16 protein-coding genes and 1 pseudogene are annotated in these 17240 nt (G+C 41.8%); 13 read left to right on the top strand and 4 right to left on the bottom strand.

The annotated features are described in order from the left end of the window. Nucleotides 1-216: 216 nt before the first annotated feature. From AACW45_RS32350 to AACW45_RS32330, 5 genes are all read left to right on the top strand, one after another. Nucleotides 217-1287, top strand: a complete 1071-nt coding sequence (locus AACW45_RS32350) for a BMP family protein (protein WP_190637150.1) — start codon at nt 217-219, stop codon at nt 1285-1287. A 78-nt stretch (nt 1288-1365) separates the two neighbouring features. Further along, nucleotides 1366-2832 carry an ABC transporter ATP-binding protein gene (locus tag AACW45_RS32345; protein WP_190637148.1) on the top strand — a complete coding sequence of 489 codons (1467 nt, stop codon included), beginning with the start codon at nt 1366-1368 and terminating at the stop codon, nt 2830-2832. Between the two features lie 38 nt (nt 2833-2870). After that, complete coding sequence (locus AACW45_RS32340; protein ID WP_190637147.1) at nt 2871-3074, top strand: hypothetical protein; 204 nt, start codon at nt 2871-2873, stop codon at nt 3072-3074. A gap of 17 nt (nt 3075-3091) precedes the next feature. After that, complete coding sequence (locus AACW45_RS32335; RefSeq protein ID WP_190637145.1) at nt 3092-4132, top strand: ABC transporter permease; 1041 nt, start codon at nt 3092-3094, stop codon at nt 4130-4132. A gap of 164 nt (nt 4133-4296) precedes the next feature. After that, a complete protein-coding gene (locus AACW45_RS32330; protein ID WP_190637143.1) occupies nt 4297-5214 on the top strand; it encodes an ABC transporter permease in 918 nt (305 codons plus the stop codon). Between the two features lie 42 nt (nt 5215-5256). On the opposite strand, the gene upp is transcribed toward AACW45_RS32330, so the two are convergent. Further along, complete coding sequence (gene upp / locus AACW45_RS32325; protein ID WP_190637141.1) at nt 5257-5904, bottom strand: uracil phosphoribosyltransferase; 648 nt, start codon at nt 5902-5904, stop codon at nt 5257-5259. A gap of 188 nt (nt 5905-6092) precedes the next feature. Here upp and AACW45_RS32320 point away from each other — a divergent pair, with 188 nt between their 5' ends. Both AACW45_RS32320 and AACW45_RS32315 read left to right on the top strand, forming a co-directional pair. Beyond that, the gene (locus AACW45_RS32320; protein ID WP_190637139.1) at nt 6093-6674 is read left to right on the top strand and encodes a pentapeptide repeat-containing protein; all 582 of its coding nucleotides are present in this window, start codon (nt 6093-6095) and stop codon (nt 6672-6674) included. Then, a complete protein-coding gene (locus AACW45_RS32315; protein WP_277880454.1) occupies nt 6646-6777 on the top strand; it encodes a hypothetical protein in 132 nt (43 codons plus the stop codon). The genes AACW45_RS32320 and AACW45_RS32315 overlap by 29 nt, the downstream gene beginning before the upstream one ends. A 252-nt stretch (nt 6778-7029) precedes the next feature. On the opposite strand, the gene AACW45_RS32310 is transcribed toward AACW45_RS32315, so the two are convergent. Both AACW45_RS32310 and AACW45_RS32305 read right to left on the bottom strand, forming a co-directional pair. After that, nucleotides 7030-8277 (bottom strand): URC4/urg3 family protein, encoded by a 1248-nt coding sequence (locus AACW45_RS32310; protein ID WP_190637137.1) that lies wholly within the window; start codon nt 8275-8277, stop codon nt 7030-7032. 52 nt (nt 8278-8329) lie between these two features. Continuing rightward, nucleotides 8330-9589: a GTP cyclohydrolase II gene (locus AACW45_RS32305; protein ID WP_190637135.1), complete on the bottom strand. Its 1260-nt coding sequence runs from the start codon at nt 9587-9589 to the stop codon at nt 8330-8332. A gap of 275 nt (nt 9590-9864) precedes the next feature. Here AACW45_RS32305 and AACW45_RS32300 point away from each other — a divergent pair, with 275 nt between their 5' ends. The 4 genes from AACW45_RS32300 (at nt 9865) to AACW45_RS32285 (ending at nt 13420) form a co-directional block, all read left to right on the top strand. Further along, nucleotides 9865-10335 carry a tetratricopeptide repeat protein gene (locus AACW45_RS32300; RefSeq protein ID WP_096643428.1) on the top strand — a complete coding sequence of 157 codons (471 nt, stop codon included), beginning with the start codon at nt 9865-9867 and terminating at the stop codon, nt 10333-10335. A gap of 33 nt (nt 10336-10368) precedes the next feature. Then, a complete protein-coding gene (locus AACW45_RS32295) occupies nt 10369-11418 on the top strand; it encodes an ABC transporter substrate-binding protein (RefSeq protein ID WP_190637133.1) in 1050 nt (349 codons plus the stop codon). Between the two features lie 355 nt (nt 11419-11773). Beyond that, on the top strand, nt 11774-12541 hold the full coding sequence (locus AACW45_RS32290; RefSeq protein ID WP_190637131.1) for an ABC transporter ATP-binding protein: 768 nt from the start codon (nt 11774-11776) through the stop codon (nt 12539-12541). Between the two features lie 24 nt (nt 12542-12565). Beyond that, complete coding sequence (locus AACW45_RS32285; protein WP_242045805.1) at nt 12566-13420, top strand: ABC transporter permease; 855 nt, start codon at nt 12566-12568, stop codon at nt 13418-13420. A gap of 764 nt (nt 13421-14184) precedes the next feature. Here the strand turns inward: AACW45_RS32285 and AACW45_RS32280 are convergent. Beyond that, a complete protein-coding gene (locus AACW45_RS32280; RefSeq protein WP_190637130.1) occupies nt 14185-14478 on the bottom strand; it encodes a TRADD-N-associated membrane domain-containing protein in 294 nt (97 codons plus the stop codon). Nucleotides 14479-14710: 232 nt separating this feature from the next. On the opposite strand from AACW45_RS32280, the gene AACW45_RS32275 reads away from it, so the two are divergent. Together AACW45_RS32275 and AACW45_RS32270 are read left to right on the top strand one after the other, a co-directional pair. Next, nucleotides 14711-16150, top strand: a complete 1440-nt coding sequence (locus AACW45_RS32275) for a transcriptional regulator (protein ID WP_242045804.1) — start codon at nt 14711-14713, stop codon at nt 16148-16150. 134 nt (nt 16151-16284) lie between these two features. Then, a pseudogene (locus AACW45_RS32270) lies at nt 16285-17240 on the top strand (hypothetical protein); the annotation flags it as partial.

The raw sequence follows: 17240 nt of genomic DNA, 5'->3' as shown, positions 1-17240 counted from the left end.
TTTGCAATCTCTCAGCTTGTTCTCTTATCCTTGGCGTACTTGGCGTACTTGGTGAAGCAGTCGCAGTCTTGGCGCTTTGCGTCGATTGCGTTAGCGCAGCGTTAGCGAGTCTTCGAGCGTCACTGCTGAACCCGAAGGGCGGTTCATTAAAAAAATATTTTCACAACTCATATAGGATTGCTATAAGTAAAATCGGTATCTAGCAAAAGGCGAGTTATGAAAAAAGACTTGAATCGGCGTCAATTTATCCTGTTTAGTTCCGCAGCGTTAGGTACTAGCTTAATGCTAAAAGCTTGTAGTAGTAACCAAACCACACCAACAGCAAAAACCACAACCACAGCAGGGGGTGGTACTTCAGGGTTTAAAATAGCGATCGCACTTCCTGGAATCATTACCGATAAAGCTTGGAATCAATCTGGCTATGAAGGAGTCACCCTCGCCAAGCAAAAGCTAAATGCAGAAATCGCCTATGTAGAAAAGGTAGCGCAAGCGGATCAAACAGAAGTTCTCACAGATTTTGCGCGTAAAGGCTACAATCTTATCTTTGCCCATGGCGGACAATTTGATGCCGCAATCGAACAAATCGCGCCACAATTTCCTAAAACTTTTTTTGTGGGGGTAAATGGTAATCTTAAAGCCGAAAATATTGCCTCATTAAGAATAGATCATTTACAAGCCAGTTATTTATGTGGAATTATCGGCGCTTCCATGACTAAATCGAATAAACTAGCTTATATTGCAGGCGAGAAATTTCCAGCAACCGAAGGAGAATTGAGAGGATTTGAATTAGGCGCAAAATCAGTGAAACCAAATATTCAAGTTACCTCTACTTTCACAGGTGATTGGAATGATGTCGCCAAAGCGAAAGAAGCGACTTTAGCAATTATTTCTTCCGGTGCTGATGTCATCTATCAATGGTTAGATAATGCCTCGGCTGTTGTTTTACAAACTGCTAGCGACAAGGGAGTATATGCTTTTGGCAATACCAACGATCAATTAGATATAGCACCAAAAGCTGTGTTAACAAGTGCAGTTAAACGCTTAAATTTAGCCATAGCTTATTTGGCAGATTTAGTTCAGAAAAAACAAATTAAAGGACAAATATATACAATTGGTTTAGAAAGAGCAGATATTTTATTTTTAGGAAAATTTGGAAAGACTGTACCCGAAGCAGTACAGGAACAAGTATTAAATGTTAAAGACGATATTGTTGAGAAGAGAATTATTTTTACAGATTGTCAAGAAGCTGGTAAAGATACACGCTGCGTCAAAAAAGTAGCAGAATAAGTTTATTAATTAATGTTGTTTTGGTGCGTTGCGCTACGCGACAACACACCCTACAATATGTGGATTATTTTTATTTACATGAACTATTTACGCTTAGAAAATATTACTAAACGCTTTGGTTCCTTTATTGCTAATGAGGCTATTAGCCTCGATGTTAAATCTGGAACTATTCATGCCATTCTGGGCGAAAATGGTGCAGGTAAGAGTACCTTAATGAATATCATTAGCGGACTTTACCAGCCAGATGCAGGAAAAATTTATCTTGCAGAACAAGCAATTACAATCACTTCGCCTCATCAAGCAATTAAATTAGGTATTGGTACGATATATCAACATTTCATGCTGGTACCGCAGTTAACTGTCACAGAAAATATTATTTTAGGTACAAAACCAAGCTGGCGATTAAATTTGCGCCAGAAACACCAAGAAATCGCTGCATTATCCCAAGCTTACGGATTAGAAATAGATCCGACAGCGAAGGTAGAGAATTTACCCGTAGGAATACAACAACGAGTAGAAATTCTCAAAGTACTTTACCGCCAAGCTAAGTTATTAATTCTCGATGAACCAACAGCAGTATTAACACCACCAGAAGTAAAATCATTAATTGCTATCTTGCGTCAACTCGCAGCCGCAGGTAATACCATTATTTTTATCAGTCATAAATTAGACGAGGTAATGAACCTCTGCGATACAGTCACAGTTTTGCGTCAGGGAAAAGTAGTAGAGACAACAGCAACTAAATCTACCACACCCCAGCAATTAGCAGCATTAATGGTAGGAAAAGAAATAAATTTACAATTAAATAAACCCCCCATATCTTCAGGAGAAGTTATCCTCACAGTACAAAACTTACAAGTTGCAGATGATAGAGGAATTACAACTGTAAATAACATCTCTTTTGAACTGCGCAAAGGTGAAATTTTGGGCGTTGCGGGTGTCGATGGAAATGGACAAAGAGAATTAGCTGATGTGTTAGCAGGGTTACGAAAAGTAAAGCAAGGTAACATAAAGTTTACACATCAACCTTGCATAGTTGGTTACATCCCAGAAGATAGACAAACAATGGGATTAATTATGCAATTTAGCATTGCCCAAAACTTAATTTTAAAATCTTTTAACTATTTGCCCTTTTGTCGTCGGTTTCTGTTACAACAAAAAGCGATCGCCCATCATGCCCAAGCTGCAATGGAAGAATTTGATATCCGCGCCACAGGGAAAGATATCAAAGTCAGTCAGCTATCGGGAGGAAATCAGCAAAAAGTAGTATTAGCGCGAGAATTGGCGCGAGAACCAGGGTTAATTATCGCCATGCAACCTACACGCGGCTTAGATGTTGGTGCAACAGCAGCCGTGCATAGTCGAATTTTAGCAGAACGCGATCGCGGTGCCGCAATTTTGTATATTTCCACCGAATTAGAAGAAGTCATGGCAATGAGCGATCGCCTTGCCGTAATCTATAGAGGTGAGTTTGTCGCTATTTTAGATGCAGCAACAGCGACGGTAGCAGAGATTGGTTTATTGATGGCTGGGGAAGGAAGGTGACGAAAATCCAATTTGGAATCAAATTAGAGGAGACTAATATGCCAGATCAAGAATTAAAATTTCTATCTAGCAAAATTGATGTTGGAGTCAAAGCAGCAATTGCAGCCGCGATTGAAAGACATCGCCAGCTTGGACAATCAATTAGTGTTATGAAAGATGGTAAGGTAGTGACTTTAACTGCTGATGAGATTTCAGCAATTCAAGTTAATGAAATGGATAAAACATCCTCTTTCCAAAGCTAAAAATCGCAATTAATGGCATGAAATTCCTGCTACCAATCCTATCACCGCTAATTGCGATCGCATCTGCTTTACTTGTCGGTGCTATCCTCATCCTAGTTGCTGGAGCGAATCCCCTCACAGCCTACACAGCTTTATTTCAAGAATCCCTCTCTACCTATTTTGGATTTGGTAACACCCTCACAAAAATGACACCGCTATTATTCACCAGCTTAGGAGTATTAGTAGCACTGCGGGCTGGACAATTTAATATTGGTGGCGAAGGACAAATTTATTTAGGTGCATTAGGCAGTACTTTAATTGGTTTATATGTAACCGGATTACCTGCTTTCATTCATATTCCCTTAGCACTGTTTGCTGGATTTCTGTTTGGTGCAGTTTGGGGTTGGATTCCTGGTTATCTTAAAGCCATACGGGGAGTAAACGAAGTAATTACCACCTTATTACTCAACTATATTGCAGTGAATTTAGTTAGCTATCTCGTGCAAAATCCTTTAATGGCTCCAGGTGCGCCTAGCCCTTATTCGCCGTTAATTGCCAACACCGCCCGCCTAGCGATTATATTACCACAAAGCCTAGCTCATGCAGGAATTTTATTATCATTACTTGCCGCCGGGATATTGTGGGTATTGTTAGAGCGATCGCCCTTAGGTTACCAAATCACCGCCGTAGGACAAAACCCAATAGCCACCCGTTATGCTCACATCTCCGTAGAACGAACAATTATGCTAGTAATGGCATTAGCAGGAGGATTAGCAGGATTAGCTGGAATTTGTGAAGTAATGGGGTTAAAATTCCGCTTATTTGAACAAGTTTCCCCAGGTTATGGATTTGACGCCATTGCGATCGCTTTTTTAAGTCGTGGTAGCATCTTCGGTGTCATCCTCACATCCTTATTTTTTGCCGCCCTGCGCAGTGGTGCAAACGTCATGCAGCGTAGTGCTGGCGTGCCAGTCACAGTAGTTTATGCAATTCAAGGATTAACAGTATTATTCATAGCTATCAGCCTAGCAGTAGAAAGACAGATAACAGTAAAAACGCAAAGTCACGCCAACAGTTAACGCACTAAAAAAACTGGCATTGCTGAATTAGGGGATGAATTTTGAGCTATTGAAATTTTCCACTCCTTATTCTCTCTGCGTCTCTGCGCCTCTGCGTGAGATAAATCATCCCACAATTATGCAACGCCAAAAAACTTTGCGAACCTTTGCGTTTAAAAACAGATATGAACAATCTCAACTTCTTCTCTGATTACCTCATAGCAACCTTACGCCTCACCATCCCTTTAGGATTCGCTGCTCTAGGCGGATTATACTCCGAACGCTCAGGAGTCTTAAACATCGCCCTAGAAGGAATGTTACTCACAGGTGCTTTTACCAGCGCTGCTGCAACTTTCTACACTAATAACCCTTGGCTTGGTATCCTAGCCGCCTTATTAGCTGGTGCTTTGGTGGGATTACTCCATGCTATTTTATGTATCACTTTGCGCATTGACCAACTAGTCTCTGGACTAGCAATTAATCTCGTCGCTGCTGGGTTAACATCATTTTTAGGCAGGTTAGTATTTAGCGGTAGCAGTACACAGCAATTACCAGGAATTCCCGCAATTATCATTCCAGGTTTAGCGAATATTCCCGTGCTAGGTTCGCTATTCTTTCAACAAAATATCCTAGTATATTTACTAATATTTTTAGTATTTCTAACAACCTATATTTTATATCAAACCAGCTTTGGCTTAACATTGCGGGCTGTAGGCGAATCGCCCAAAGCAGCAGATACAGCCGGAATATCAGTAGAAAAAGTCCGTTATATTGCTGTAATAATTAGCGGCTGTCTAGCGAGTTTAGGCGGTGCTTATTTAACTTTAGTCCAAGTCAGATTTTTTGCCGAGGGGATGAGTGCAGGTAAAGGATTTATTGCGATCGCAGCTTTAATATTTGGCAGATGGCATCCTATATATAGTGCCTTAGCTTGTATGCTATTTGGCGCTACAGAAGCCTTGCAACTGCGAATTCAAGCCTTAGGTGCAAATATCCCCTACCAATTTTTAGTAATGTTACCTTATGCGATCGCTTTATTAGCATTAATTGGATTAGCAGGGAAATCTACACCGCCCAAAGCCTTAGGTAATCCATACAAATAATTGGGCATTGGGCATTGGGCATTGGGCATTGAGTCTTTATGCTTACTTAGTTCCAAATAGGCGATCGCCTGCATCGCCCAAGCCGGGGATAATATAACCATGTTCGTCTAAATGGTCGTCAATTGCGGCTGTGTATAAAGGTACATCTGGATGCACCGCACAAAAATGCTCAATTCCTTCCGGTGCAGCAAGTAAGCAGACGAACTTCATTGATAAAGGATTAGTAGATTTTAACCGTTCTACCGCCGCTACAGCCGAATTCCCCGTTGCTAACATCGGATCAACAACAATCATGTCTCGATGTTCCACATCATGGGGGACTTTAAAATAATATTCTATGGGAATCAAGGTTTTCGGGTCGCGATATAAACCCACATGTCCCACCCTAGCTGAAGGCATTAACTCCAGCATCCCATCTAAAATACCCTGTCCTGCCCGCATAATCGAAACTAGCACCAACTTTTTATCAGGTGCAAGCACAGGCGCATTCATCGGTGCGAGTGGCGTTTTAATTTCCTCGTATTTCAGAGGTAAATCCCTAGTTACCTCATAAGCCAACAACAAACTAATTTCTTTCACCAGATTCCGAAATTTTGTTGTACTAGTTTCCACCCGCCGCATCAGCGTTAACTTATGCTGAATCAATGGATGTTCAATAAGCGTTACTTGATTTTGTTGGTCAATTGTCATTTTTTAACGTGTCGCAGAAGTCCCCACCTTAAATGTACTCATAAGGTGGCGATTGTGAGTGGGGGGTGAGGAACGATCGCCGAAGTCCCAAGTCATTGTATGGGTATCTTTGATACCTGGGTCGATGAAGCTACCGTTGAAGGTAATAGCTGTACTTTATATGTGTTATTTGAAGCGGGAGGCAAATTATGGATGCTGAAGAGTTGTTGCAGCGTTATGCTCCTGGGGAAAGAAACTTTCCTGGAGTCAGACTCAGGGGTGTTTTTTTGGATAACGCTAACTTGAGGGAAATTAACCTCACTAAGGCTGACTTGAGTGGAGCTAACTTGAGTGGAGCTAACTTGAGTGGATCGGACTTGAGTGGAGCTAACCTGAGTGGAGCTAACTTGAGTGGAGTTATTTTTATTGGAGCTAACCTGAGTAAAGCTAAGTTGAGAGGAGCTAATTTTAAAGACAGTGGAATTATCGATTGTAACTTGACCGAAGCCATTTTGGATGGGGCTATCTTCGGTGGAGAAGAAAGTACTATCCAAGGATCTAATTTTAATAAAGCTTCCCTACGTGGTGCTACTTTTATCATGGCTTCCTTGTGTATAACTACTATGAGAAGTGCTATTTTGGATGGTGTTGTTATTGATACAGATACTGGGTTGAAGGATGTTGATTTGACTGACGCTAGTTGTAAAGGATCTAATTTGGTCGAGCTTAACTGTGCTTGGGGTGGAACTATTATCCTGCCCAATGGTCAGTCGATTAGTCGGCAAGACTAAAGAATTCTCTAAATCACTATCAGTGCGATCGCAATCTCCCGTAGGTTGGGTGGAGGCTTTGCGGAACCCAACACATGATATCAAGAAAATAGAAATTATTTAAATAACCAAATACTTAATTCAACGCTCAAAATCAACGCTTCAAATATTGTATAAAATGTTGGGTTACGCTACGCTGCACCCAACCTACGAATCTTGATTTGTCATTTGTCATTAGTCATTTGTCATTAGTCAGTTTCCTTGTCCCCTTTCCCATCTTCCCAATCAGTCAATCACGAGAACATCTCACAACTAAGTATGAAAATCTGTTTTCCCAATGCCCAATGCCCAATGCCCCATGCCCAATGCCCTCAAGCTAGAATACCGTCCCATCACTCTCTATTTGTATGGGGGGTATCCCACCTGTTCTGAGTTCGGCGGCGATTTTGCGTCCAGCTGTCCATGTTCCCCCTTGGAGGATTTTCACTAAAGGTAGTTCCTCTGGACTCATCCCCAACTTTTCCCGGACTGTCGCCGCAATTCTATCTAAAAGAATCACAGTCAAAGCCCGCCATTCAACTATAACTGCTGATGCTACCGAGTGAGATGTGTGTAAAATTTCTGGATTTTTCACGCTTATCACTCCCAAATCCAGACATAATCCCCCATTACGATATTCTGGTAAACCAGTGAGTCGATCCAAACCAGTAATTGTCAAACCAAGTTCTTGCAATGGTTCTAACAAAGAATATGTTAACCACTGAGATAATTTATGGAAAGGGACTAAACCATCATCACTAATCGCTGGATGTTCCCAAACATCGCCTAAATTTACCCCAGCTATCTCTAATCTACCCGGCCAGATATCACTTAACCCTTCCAACACTGCACTTAATACAATTGTCGCGGCTAACTGTCCATTCTCCGACTTACCCAAGAGATATGTAACCAAATTCCCCGGACGAGGATTTGTATCACCAAATAAATGGGGGGAAGCCAGTAAAACTTGTCCTAATTTTTGCAATAAATTCAACCTTCCGCCAATCCCCACCAAAGGATTATCAGCAGTTACCTGGAACCCTGCTGCTAATTCCGCCTCAGTTAATTGTTGTAACCGAGAAGCATCAGCCTGGGGTAAACCATCACTAGCAAAATTTCCTTGACAAAACATCTGGAAACTCGCCACCGCTAACCCTTCCGAACGCCCCAACCTTAAATTAGTTTCCTGCTCATGATAATGCCATCTATCCCCAGCACCAGCATCTAAAAGCACGCTAATAATCGCCAAATCAAACTTCGCCGCCGCCTTTTCCTCTGGAGATAACCCCGCCAACAGCGTATCTAACCTAGCTAATCGCCCCACACCCCCAACTTCAAAATGTCGCCAGCGACTGTGAAACGGAACATCCAAATTCGGGTATTCTCCCCGTATCACCTCCATCACATAATCCGCCACCCTTCCCAACTGATTCAAATCGCACAGAAAATTCTCTGACTTCCCCTCACACACCCAGGAAAACAATTCTCCACACCGTTCCCGAATCGCTGCCGGCGAACGAATATATGCAACTAACTTCTCTTCCTCTCTTGGCGTACTTGGCGTCTTGGCGGTTCGTATTTCCACTTTTCACCTCCTAATCCAGGAGACGCGATGAATCGCGTCTCTACAATTTGTTTTAACTTTCCAAATCTCGCCCTTTTACTTCTCCTAAACTTTCTGTGTCTAATACCTCGCCTGTGGTATAATATCCTGCCGCTTTTTTTGCCTCAATTTCTACCCGCGCATCCTGGGGAATTAAATCTTCTGGGATAGGTACTCTTTCGACAATTTCAATCCCCGCTTGGGTGATGGCATTGTATTTCATATTACTCATGGATACCATACGGTCAATTCGGGTAATCCCTAACCAATGCAATACATCGGGCATTAACTCTTGAAAGCGCATATCCTGCACACCCGCGACGCATTCTGTCCGGGCAAAATAGGCATCAGCGCGATCGCCTCCTTCTTGACGCTTCCTGGCATTGTAAACTAGGAATTTGGTAACTTCTCCCAAAGCCCGTCCTTCTTTACGGCAATAGACAATCACTCCTACACCCCCTTCTTGGGCGGTTTGCACGCAAACCTCAATTCCATGCACTAAATAAGGACGACAGGTACAGATATCGGAACCAAACACATCAGAACCGTTACATTCATCATGTACCCGCACTGCTAAAGGTTTATTCGGATCGGCGATCGCATCAATATCACCGACAATATAAACAGTGACACCGCCAATTGGCGGCAAAAATACCTCTAAATCAGAACGTGTCACCAATTCCGGGAACATTCCCCCAGTTTGCTCAAATAAAGCACGGCGTAAATCGGTTTCTTTAATGCCAAACCGCTTGGCAATTCCTGGTAAATACCATACAGGCTCAATCGCCGCCTTTGTCACCACCAAATCGCCGCCAGGCTTCATAATTTTGCCATCTACCTGCAAGCGCCCTTTATCCACCGCATCTTGCAGTTCTGGCATATTAATATGCGCTTGGGTAATCGCAATCGTCGGGCGGATGTCATAACCTTGGGCGTAATAAGAGCTAAATACCTCACTCCCTACCGCCCCAAAGGGGTCAAGTGAAACAATTTTATCAGCATCGAACCAACTCGGATGAGGGCCAATGTGAGTTACTGGCGCTGTATTCGTTAAATCAGCCCGATGATCTGATTGTAAAGCACCGCTAGCTACTGCTAAAGCGCGATACACCGCATAACTACCAGAGTGAGTGCCAATGACATTTCTATGTGCTTGCTTTGTTAAAGTCGCAATAATCGGCCCCCGTTCCAGAGGATTACTCGCTCCCCAATGAATCGGAATGGGCTTAGTACCACCGCTATTGGGATGGGATGTGAGAACAATATGCCGGGAACCGCTATTTTGCTTTGGCATAATTAATTAATTTTTTTTGTGCTGTTTTTATCAAGTATTAGTCAATAGGGTTTTGTCAACTATTGGTAAATATATGATGTCCTAATGACTAATTTTGGATGAATTTATTTGTTTAAATCCGTATTAATAGTATTACTGAATACAACTTAAATACAACACGGAAAATGCGTAATTTACAACTGTAATAAGAGAATTTAAAGTTAACTTTAAAAATGCCTAAGTAGAGAATTTTGTGCGAAAGTTGATATATAAATACGATTACCTAGATCACATTTATGGATTCTTTATCGATCAGATCTTTACTTGAAGATTTGAAAAATGCTGACGCTACAGTTCGGGAACAGGCCACAAAGAAATTATGGCGGATTTGGTTTCAGCAAAAGGGAATTTATGGCTTAGAGAAAATAGATAACAGCCAGAAGTTACTTGATGCTGGTGAAACTACGGAAGCTGAAAAAGTCCTAAGCCAACTAATAGAAGAACAACCAGATTTTGCTGAGGCATGGAATCGTCGTGCTTTTCTTTACTACAGTATCGGTGATTATCAAAGATCCTTAGCTGATTGCCAAATGGTGATTAATTTAAATCCCGTACATTTTGGCGCACTGCATGGTATGGGATTATGTTATGCCGCTCTGGGAAAATATCGCGAAGCTATCCAAGCTTTTCAAAACGCGCTGAAAATTCAACCTTATTCGGTGGTGAACCAAAAGCTGATTTTAGAATGTACATTCAGAATCAGCTAAAATACCACAGATTAAGGAGCGTTATCCTGTTCCATGAATCAATCTCCATGCTCATCAACTGCAATTTCTCGCCTTAGTCGCCGTCAGTTTCTTCAGTACAGTTGCATCGGTATAAGTAGCAGTTTGCTTGCGGCTTGTACTAATAGCAATCCAGCTTCAAATACAAGTTCAGGGTTAGATAAAGTTACCTTTGGTACAAATTGGCTTGCCCAAGCAGAACACGGCGGATTTTACCAGGCGATCGCGACGGGAATCTACAAAAACCACGGGCTAGATGTCACAATTAAAATGGGTGGCCCCCAAGTACCTAGTGGTACCCAGTTATTGATGGGAGGAGCAGTAGATTTTTTCATGGGTTATGGCATTGATGCCATAAACGCCGTAGCACAAGGAATTCCCAAAATCACGGTAGCGGCAATTTTTCAAAAAGATCCCCAATGTATTATTTCCCATCCCAACACAGCAATTAAAACTCTTGCCGACCTCAAAGGCAAACCGATTTATGTCTCAGCCGCCGCTAACCTGAATTATTGGCCTTTTCTGAAAGCTAAGTATGGTTTTACAGATGCACAAAAACGCCCCTATAATTTCAATCCTGCCCCATTTTTGGCAGATAAAACCTCAGCCCAACAAGGCTACATTACATCCGAACCTTTTGCTGTGGAAAAGCAAGGTGGATTTAAACCATTAGTATTTTTACTAGCAGATTATGGTTACGAACCATACGCCACAACAATTGAAACCAAGAAAGAATTAGTCGCCAAAAATCCCGATTTAGTCAAGCGATTTGTTGATGCTTCGATTAAAGGTTGGTACAGTTACTTAGAAAATCCCCAACCAGGTAATCAATTAATCAAACAAGAGAATCCCGAAATGACTGACGAGCAAATTGCTTATGGGATTGAAAAGCTCAAAGAATCGGGAATTATCTTGTCAGGCGACGCAGAAAAACAAGGCATTGGCGCAATGACACAGGCACGCTGGAAATCATTATTCGATAGCATGGTAAATACCGGACTGTCTCAGCCCAATGTTAATTATCAAGATGCATTTACCTTACAGTTTGTCAATCAGGGTAAATAATTTGTCATTGGTCATTTGTCATTTGTCATTTATAAATGATCCCCAATTGTAGGGGCGGGAAAACCCCCATTGGTGTCAACTTAAACTAAAAGCTATACAGGGCGGGCGTTGTACAAAAACTCTCGCCCTCATCCCCTAACCCCTTCTCCCAAGGGAGAAGGGGAATTAAATCTCTTGCTCCCCTCTCCCGGTGGGAGAGGGGTTGGGGGTGAGGGCAAAAACCTTGCAACAAAGCGGGTTTCGCGTTAAGTTGACACCAATGGAAACCCCCGCCCCTACTAGTTTCTTCCCTGGGCAAATTTTATGATGAGGGTATGTGTTTTTATCTTCTGCCCTCTGCCCTCTGCCTTTTACAATGAATCACCCTCCCGTAATTAAACTCAGCCACATTAGCAAAATCTACGCTAATGGCACAGTTGCCTTAGAAAACTTAAATTTAGCTATCCCAGAAGCCCAATTTGTCAGCTTAGTCGGCCCTTCTGGCTGTGGTAAAAGTACAGTTCTGCGACTAATTGCCGGATTAGGACAAATGAGTTCTGGTACTATTGATTGGGGTTTACCTGCCCAAGCACGTAAACTAGCTTTTGTGTTTCAAGATGCAGCACTGATGCCTTGGGCGAATGTGAAAGAAAATGTCCGTTTACCGCTAAAGTTGGCAAAGGTAGCTGTAAAAGATGCTGAGAGTTTAGTAGAGAAAACTTTGGCATTGGTAGGATTAGAGAAATTTCACCATAGCTACCCCCGCGAATTATCTGGGGGAATGAAAATGCGGGTATCAATTGCGCGGGCTTTAGTTACCCAACCAAATATTTTATTAATGGATGAACCATTTGGTGCTCTAGATGAAATCACCCGCAGCAAGCTAAACAGCGATTTACTGGATTTATGGGATCAACAGCGTTGGACGGTAGTTTTTGTCACCCACAATATTTATGAAGCGGTATATTTATCCAATCGCGTTTTAGTGATGGGGACAAATCCCGGACGAGTAGTCGCAGATATAGAAATTGCTGCACCTTATCCCCGTAACGATTCTTTCCGCACATCATCAGTATATATGGAATATTGCCGCGAAGTTTCTCAAGCTTTAGCGATCGCAATGGACTATAGCAATTCTATTTGACTCTTGCCCAATGCCCCATGCCCCATGCCCATTTTCCAGCTAGTAATTAAATTAATGTTTACTCGTCGCCCAAAGTTAAAAAACTCGCCAGCAAAAGTTATCTCGCCTGATATTTGGGCACCAGTATTAGTAGGGTTTCTCGCCCTGGTATTATGGGATATCTTGGTGCGGGTAACACAATTACCGCCTTATATTCTTCCAGGCCCCATCTTAGTATTGCAAACCTTAATTAGCGATTGGCGGGAATTGTTCGCTTCTTTACTAGTTACCTTGCAAATTACCGTAGTCGCCTTTATCGCGGCGGCGATATCCGGGTTACTGATAGCGATATTGTTTACCCAAAGCAAATGGATTGAACGCAGCTTATTTCCCTATGCTGTGATTTTACAGACAACTCCCATTGTTGCGATCGCGCCTTTAATTATTCTCTGGTTCAAAAACAATACCTTCGCCGCCCTAGTAGTTTGCGCCTGGATAGTCGCCTTTTTCCCCATCGTCTCTAACACTACCTTGGGACTCAACAGCGTAGACCGCAATTTACTTAACTTATTTCAACTCTACAAAGCCTCCCGTTGGCAAACCCTGTGGTATCTCCGCTTACCCAGTGCCATGCCATACTTCTTAGGGGGATTAAAAATTAGCGGTGGTTTATCTTTAATTGGCGCAGTTGTCGCGGAATTCGTCGCGGGAACTGGTGGCGCAAAAGCTGGTATTGCTTATCGCATCTTAATTTCTAGTTATAACCTGCAAATTCCCCGGATGTTTGCGGCATTATTACTAACAACGGGGTTAGGCGTGTTAATTTTTGTCAGCTTGAGTGCTTTATCAGATTTTATATTAGGTAAATGGCACGAAAGCGCCGTTAAACAAGAGAATTAACACTGCTAACTTGTGCCCTGAGCGAAGTCGAAGGGCACAATCATAATTAATAAGGTAGTTTCTGGAAATATTTGACTAAACTTTCTCGGATTTTAAAACAGCATTGGCGTATCCCATCGTAGACATTGCCTTTTTGACTCAAAGTTAGCGTTAAAAACCTAAAACTGTGTAGGTTGGGTTGAGGAACGTAGACGCGGAGCGGCTTCCCGCAGGGTAACCCAACATTTTCGCCGCTTCGAGTCTAGGGACTTCCAAATAAAAAAATATACAGCTATTTATTGTGGGGTGGGCGTCTCGCCCGCCCATAGTCAAAGGCGGGCAAGACTTCGGCGTGAGCGCTCAGTCGAACGCTGCCCACCCCACAAGATTGGATAATTTATTTCTTGGAAGTCCCCTAGAACATGACAATTGAGGTTTAAAACGAGAATGTTCCTGTTTTGAAGGCGAAGTTTCATATTCCAAACGAGAACGTTGGTGTTCGGAAGGCGAAGTTTCATGTTCCGAAAGAGAACGTTGGTGTTCGGAAGGCGAAGTTTCATATTCCAAACGAGAACGTTGGTGTTCGGAAGGCGAAGTTTCATGTTCTCAACGAGAACGTTCCTGTTCGGAAGGCGAAGTTTCATGTTCTCAACGAGAATGTTCCTGTTCCAAACGAGAACTTTCCTGTTCTCAACGAGAATGTTCTCGTTTGCAAGGCGAAATGAGTAGATAATTGCTCCAACTTTCAGGTTATTTTAAGGATTATGGGGCAATTATCCGTAAATTTACTGCTCTGCTTGTTCTATTATCTCTAATAGTTCCTCTTTAGTTTGCTTGGCGAATTGAATGCTGGTGATAGTAGCCAGTGCGCCACCTCCGGCTGTGAGGCTGGCTTCGGATACTTTGTTGAAATACAGCAAACCTACACCGCCTAAAGTCATCATGGCAGAAGCGGCGGTGACACTCAAAGCTAAATTGAAGGTTAATTTTGCCTGTCTTAATAGTTCTTGCATAAATTCCTTTTTTACATCATTGATGTTTTGGTTTGTTTGTGTTCTGTTGCTAGAATTAACTTTCATAATTACCTATCTTTATTTTTGTTTGAGATTTTCTGGTGGTTTTTATCCACACCTTTATCGTGTCATCATTTAGCAAGACTGAAATTTGATGAAAGTATAAATATAGGTCTAATTAAAGTAGATATAAGAGAGGTATAACCAAGGTCTATTCAAGGTATATATCGGGAAAATTAGGCAATATAAGCGACAGATAAGTTATAATTTTTGCTAAATTGAACGGAGAATCACATTCATGGCTTGGCAAGATTTTCTTCGTCAAGAGGCGGGTAAACATGGCTTGTCACCAGAGCAAGAAGAGACTTTATTGGCTGCACTACCTTATGAAAATGCCCAAATCAGCCAAGTCAAACTTGCAACTGAATTAAAAATATCTGAAGCTACCGTCAAAAGTAGACTTAAAATTATTTATGATAAATTTCGCGAGAGTTGTCCTGCATTAGCTAACCAAGAAGGTGCAGGAAAGTTTGAGCTTTTGCGAACTTACCTGAAGAAAAATTATTATCCACCAGATATAAATAAAGTAATTCCCAACCCTGTTGCATCATCAACAATTCCAGCAGAGTTTGAGCCACTAATTAAAGAAAAGATTCGCTCGTTTTGTGGGCGGGAATTTGTATTTAAAGAGTTTGTAGATTTCCTCAAAAAATATCCCAAGGGGTATTTTACCGTAATCGGTGATGCTGGGATGGGGAAAAGTGCTATAGCAGCCAAGTATGTTGATGATAATAAAGCGATTTGTTATTTTAATGTCTTGCAAGATGGACGTAATCGCCCGGAATTATTTCTTAAAAGTATTCGTCAACAGCTAATTAATCGCTACCAGTTAGAAAATGCTGAGAATGATGATTTATCAGCTTTGTTAGTTAAAGCTAGTAGCAAAATTCCTGCTGGTGAAAACTTGGTGATTGTGGTTGACGCTTTGGATGAAGTAGAACAAGAACCAGGCGGAGAAAATATTTTATATTTGCCTAAGACTCTACCAGATAAGGTTTATTTTTTGCTCACGAGGCGACGCTATGAACCCAGTAAAAAGCGGTTATATACTGAAGGTGTCGAGCAAGTAGAGTTAGATTTAACTGCAAATCATTATATTGAATTCAGCCGTGATGATATTCAAGAATATATTCACTTCATTCTCAACCATGACGCAGAGTGGAAAGATGGTTTGAGGAGGTGGATGCAAGAACGAAATATTGCTGATAAAACTTTTATTGAGCAGGTGGCAGAGAAAAGTGAAAATAACTTTATGTATCTGCGCTATGTTTTACCAGCCATTGCGCGGGGTTTTTATAATGACTTGAGTTTAACGCAATTACCAGATGGTCTTCAGCAATATTATCAAACCCACTGGGCAAGGATGGGGATGAATAAGAAAGATGAAGAGATTAAAGTAATTATTTTGTTTATTTTAGTGGAGATTGGCACGCCCATACCTTGTGAAATGATTGCTAAGATTGCTGGTAAAGAGGAGTTTGAGGTGCAAAAAGTTTTAGATGACTGGGTAGAGTATTTGAAAAAACAGAATATAGAAGGAGATGATTGTTACAGCATCTATCACGCCAGTTTTTTAGATTTTCTCCAATCGCAAAGAGCATTGCAAGCCAAGCGACAACTATTTACAGAGGTAAATCAACGCATTGTTGATTATTGGGATAGGAATATGCAAAATTAGTCAGATGTAGGGTGTGTTATGCCGCAGGCTAACGCACCTTAATTCTTTTTTGGTCATTAGCGTTAGGGAAAAAGTTGTTGGTTGTTGGGTTTCGTTCCTCAACCCAACCTACAGATTGAAAAATATAAAATGAAATGGTTGAAACAACTGATAAATCTTTATCTAAAAAGTCTTACGAAGTCAAAGCTTATCTGGGTAGGTATCCTTATAATCTGGTTAATTCAGGAAATTTAGAGAAGTATTACCAAACCCTGACTGATTTTAATTTCATTAATGCCAAAATTAATCATCCTGAGTTTGGGGTGCAGTCTTTAATTGAAGATTATGATTTGATTGATAATGCTGAAACATCTGAGAAAGTCAAAACTCTTAAATTGCTTCAAGATGCATTGAGACTATCAGCCCATGTTTTAGTCACAGATAAGCAGCAATTAGCGAGTCAATTGCACGGCAGGTTACTACATGAGAAAATGCCAAAAGAAATTCAAGCATTATTAAAACAAATTCAGCAACAGATAACTAATACTTGGCTGCGTCCCGTAACCCCAAGCTTAACGCCACCAGGGGGACGCTTAATCCGCACCCTCAGTGGTCATAGTGACTCGGTAAGAGCGATCGCCGTTACTGCCGATGGTCAACGGGTGATTTCTGGTTCATCTGACAACACCCTCAAAATCTGGAATCTGCAAACTGGAGCAAAACTGTTCACCCTCAAAGGTCATAGTAGCTCGGTAAATGCGATCGCCGTTACTGCCGATGGTCAACGGGTGATTTCTGCTTCCGATGACAAGACCCTCAAAGTCTGGAATCTGCAAACTGGAGCAGAACTGTTCACCCTCAAGGGTCATAGTAACTGGGTAAGAGCGATCGCCGTTACTGCCGATGGTCAACGGGTGATTTCTGCTTCCGATGACAACACCCTCAAAATCTGGAATCTGCAAACTGGAGCAAAACTGTTCACCCTCAAAGGTCATAGTAGCTCGGTAAATGCGATCGCCGTTACTGCCGATGGTCAACGGGTGATTTCTGCTTCCGATGACAAGACCCTCAAAGTCTGGAATCTGCAAACTGGAGCAGAACTGTTCACCCT

It is taken from the genome of Calothrix sp. FACHB-168, from assembly GCF_963889195.1.
In the GTDB taxonomy this organism is placed as follows: Bacteria; Cyanobacteriota; Cyanobacteriia; order Cyanobacteriales; family Nostocaceae; genus Aulosira; species Aulosira anomala_A.
The sequence above is the reverse complement of the archived record's forward strand: the minus strand, read 5'-3'. Positions and strand labels throughout refer to the sequence as shown.

What these genes read in the sequence shown, in the direction of transcription:
- AACW45_RS32350 (WP_190637150.1), top strand. Translation starts at nt 217, where the DNA reads ATGAAAAAAGACTTGAATCGGCGTCAATTTATCCTGTTTAGTTCCGCA.
- AACW45_RS32345 (WP_190637148.1), top strand. Translation starts at nt 1,366, where the DNA reads ATGAACTATTTACGCTTAGAAAATATTACTAAACGCTTTGGTTCCTTT.
- AACW45_RS32340 (WP_190637147.1), top strand. Translation starts at nt 2,871, where the DNA reads ATGCCAGATCAAGAATTAAAATTTCTATCTAGCAAAATTGATGTTGGA.
- AACW45_RS32335 (WP_190637145.1), top strand. Translation starts at nt 3,092, where the DNA reads ATGAAATTCCTGCTACCAATCCTATCACCGCTAATTGCGATCGCATCT.
- AACW45_RS32330 (WP_190637143.1), top strand. Translation starts at nt 4,297, where the DNA reads ATGAACAATCTCAACTTCTTCTCTGATTACCTCATAGCAACCTTACGC.
- upp (WP_190637141.1), bottom strand. Translation starts at nt 5,904, where the DNA reads ATGACAATTGACCAACAAAATCAAGTAACGCTTATTGAACATCCATTG.
- AACW45_RS32320 (WP_190637139.1), top strand. Translation starts at nt 6,093, where the DNA reads ATGGATGCTGAAGAGTTGTTGCAGCGTTATGCTCCTGGGGAAAGAAAC.
- AACW45_RS32315 (WP_277880454.1), top strand. Translation starts at nt 6,646, where the DNA reads ATGGTCAGTCGATTAGTCGGCAAGACTAAAGAATTCTCTAAATCACTA.
- AACW45_RS32305 (WP_190637135.1), bottom strand. Translation starts at nt 9,589, where the DNA reads ATGCCAAAGCAAAATAGCGGTTCCCGGCATATTGTTCTCACATCCCAT.
- AACW45_RS32300 (WP_096643428.1), top strand. Translation starts at nt 9,865, where the DNA reads ATGGATTCTTTATCGATCAGATCTTTACTTGAAGATTTGAAAAATGCT.
- AACW45_RS32295 (WP_190637133.1), top strand. Translation starts at nt 10,369, where the DNA reads ATGAATCAATCTCCATGCTCATCAACTGCAATTTCTCGCCTTAGTCGC.
- AACW45_RS32290 (WP_190637131.1), top strand. Translation starts at nt 11,774, where the DNA reads ATGAATCACCCTCCCGTAATTAAACTCAGCCACATTAGCAAAATCTAC.
- AACW45_RS32285 (WP_242045805.1), top strand. Translation starts at nt 12,566, where the DNA reads ATGCCCATTTTCCAGCTAGTAATTAAATTAATGTTTACTCGTCGCCCA.
- AACW45_RS32280 (WP_190637130.1), bottom strand. Translation starts at nt 14,478, where the DNA reads ATGAAAGTTAATTCTAGCAACAGAACACAAACAAACCAAAACATCAAT.
- AACW45_RS32275 (WP_242045804.1), top strand. Translation starts at nt 14,711, where the DNA reads ATGGCTTGGCAAGATTTTCTTCGTCAAGAGGCGGGTAAACATGGCTTG.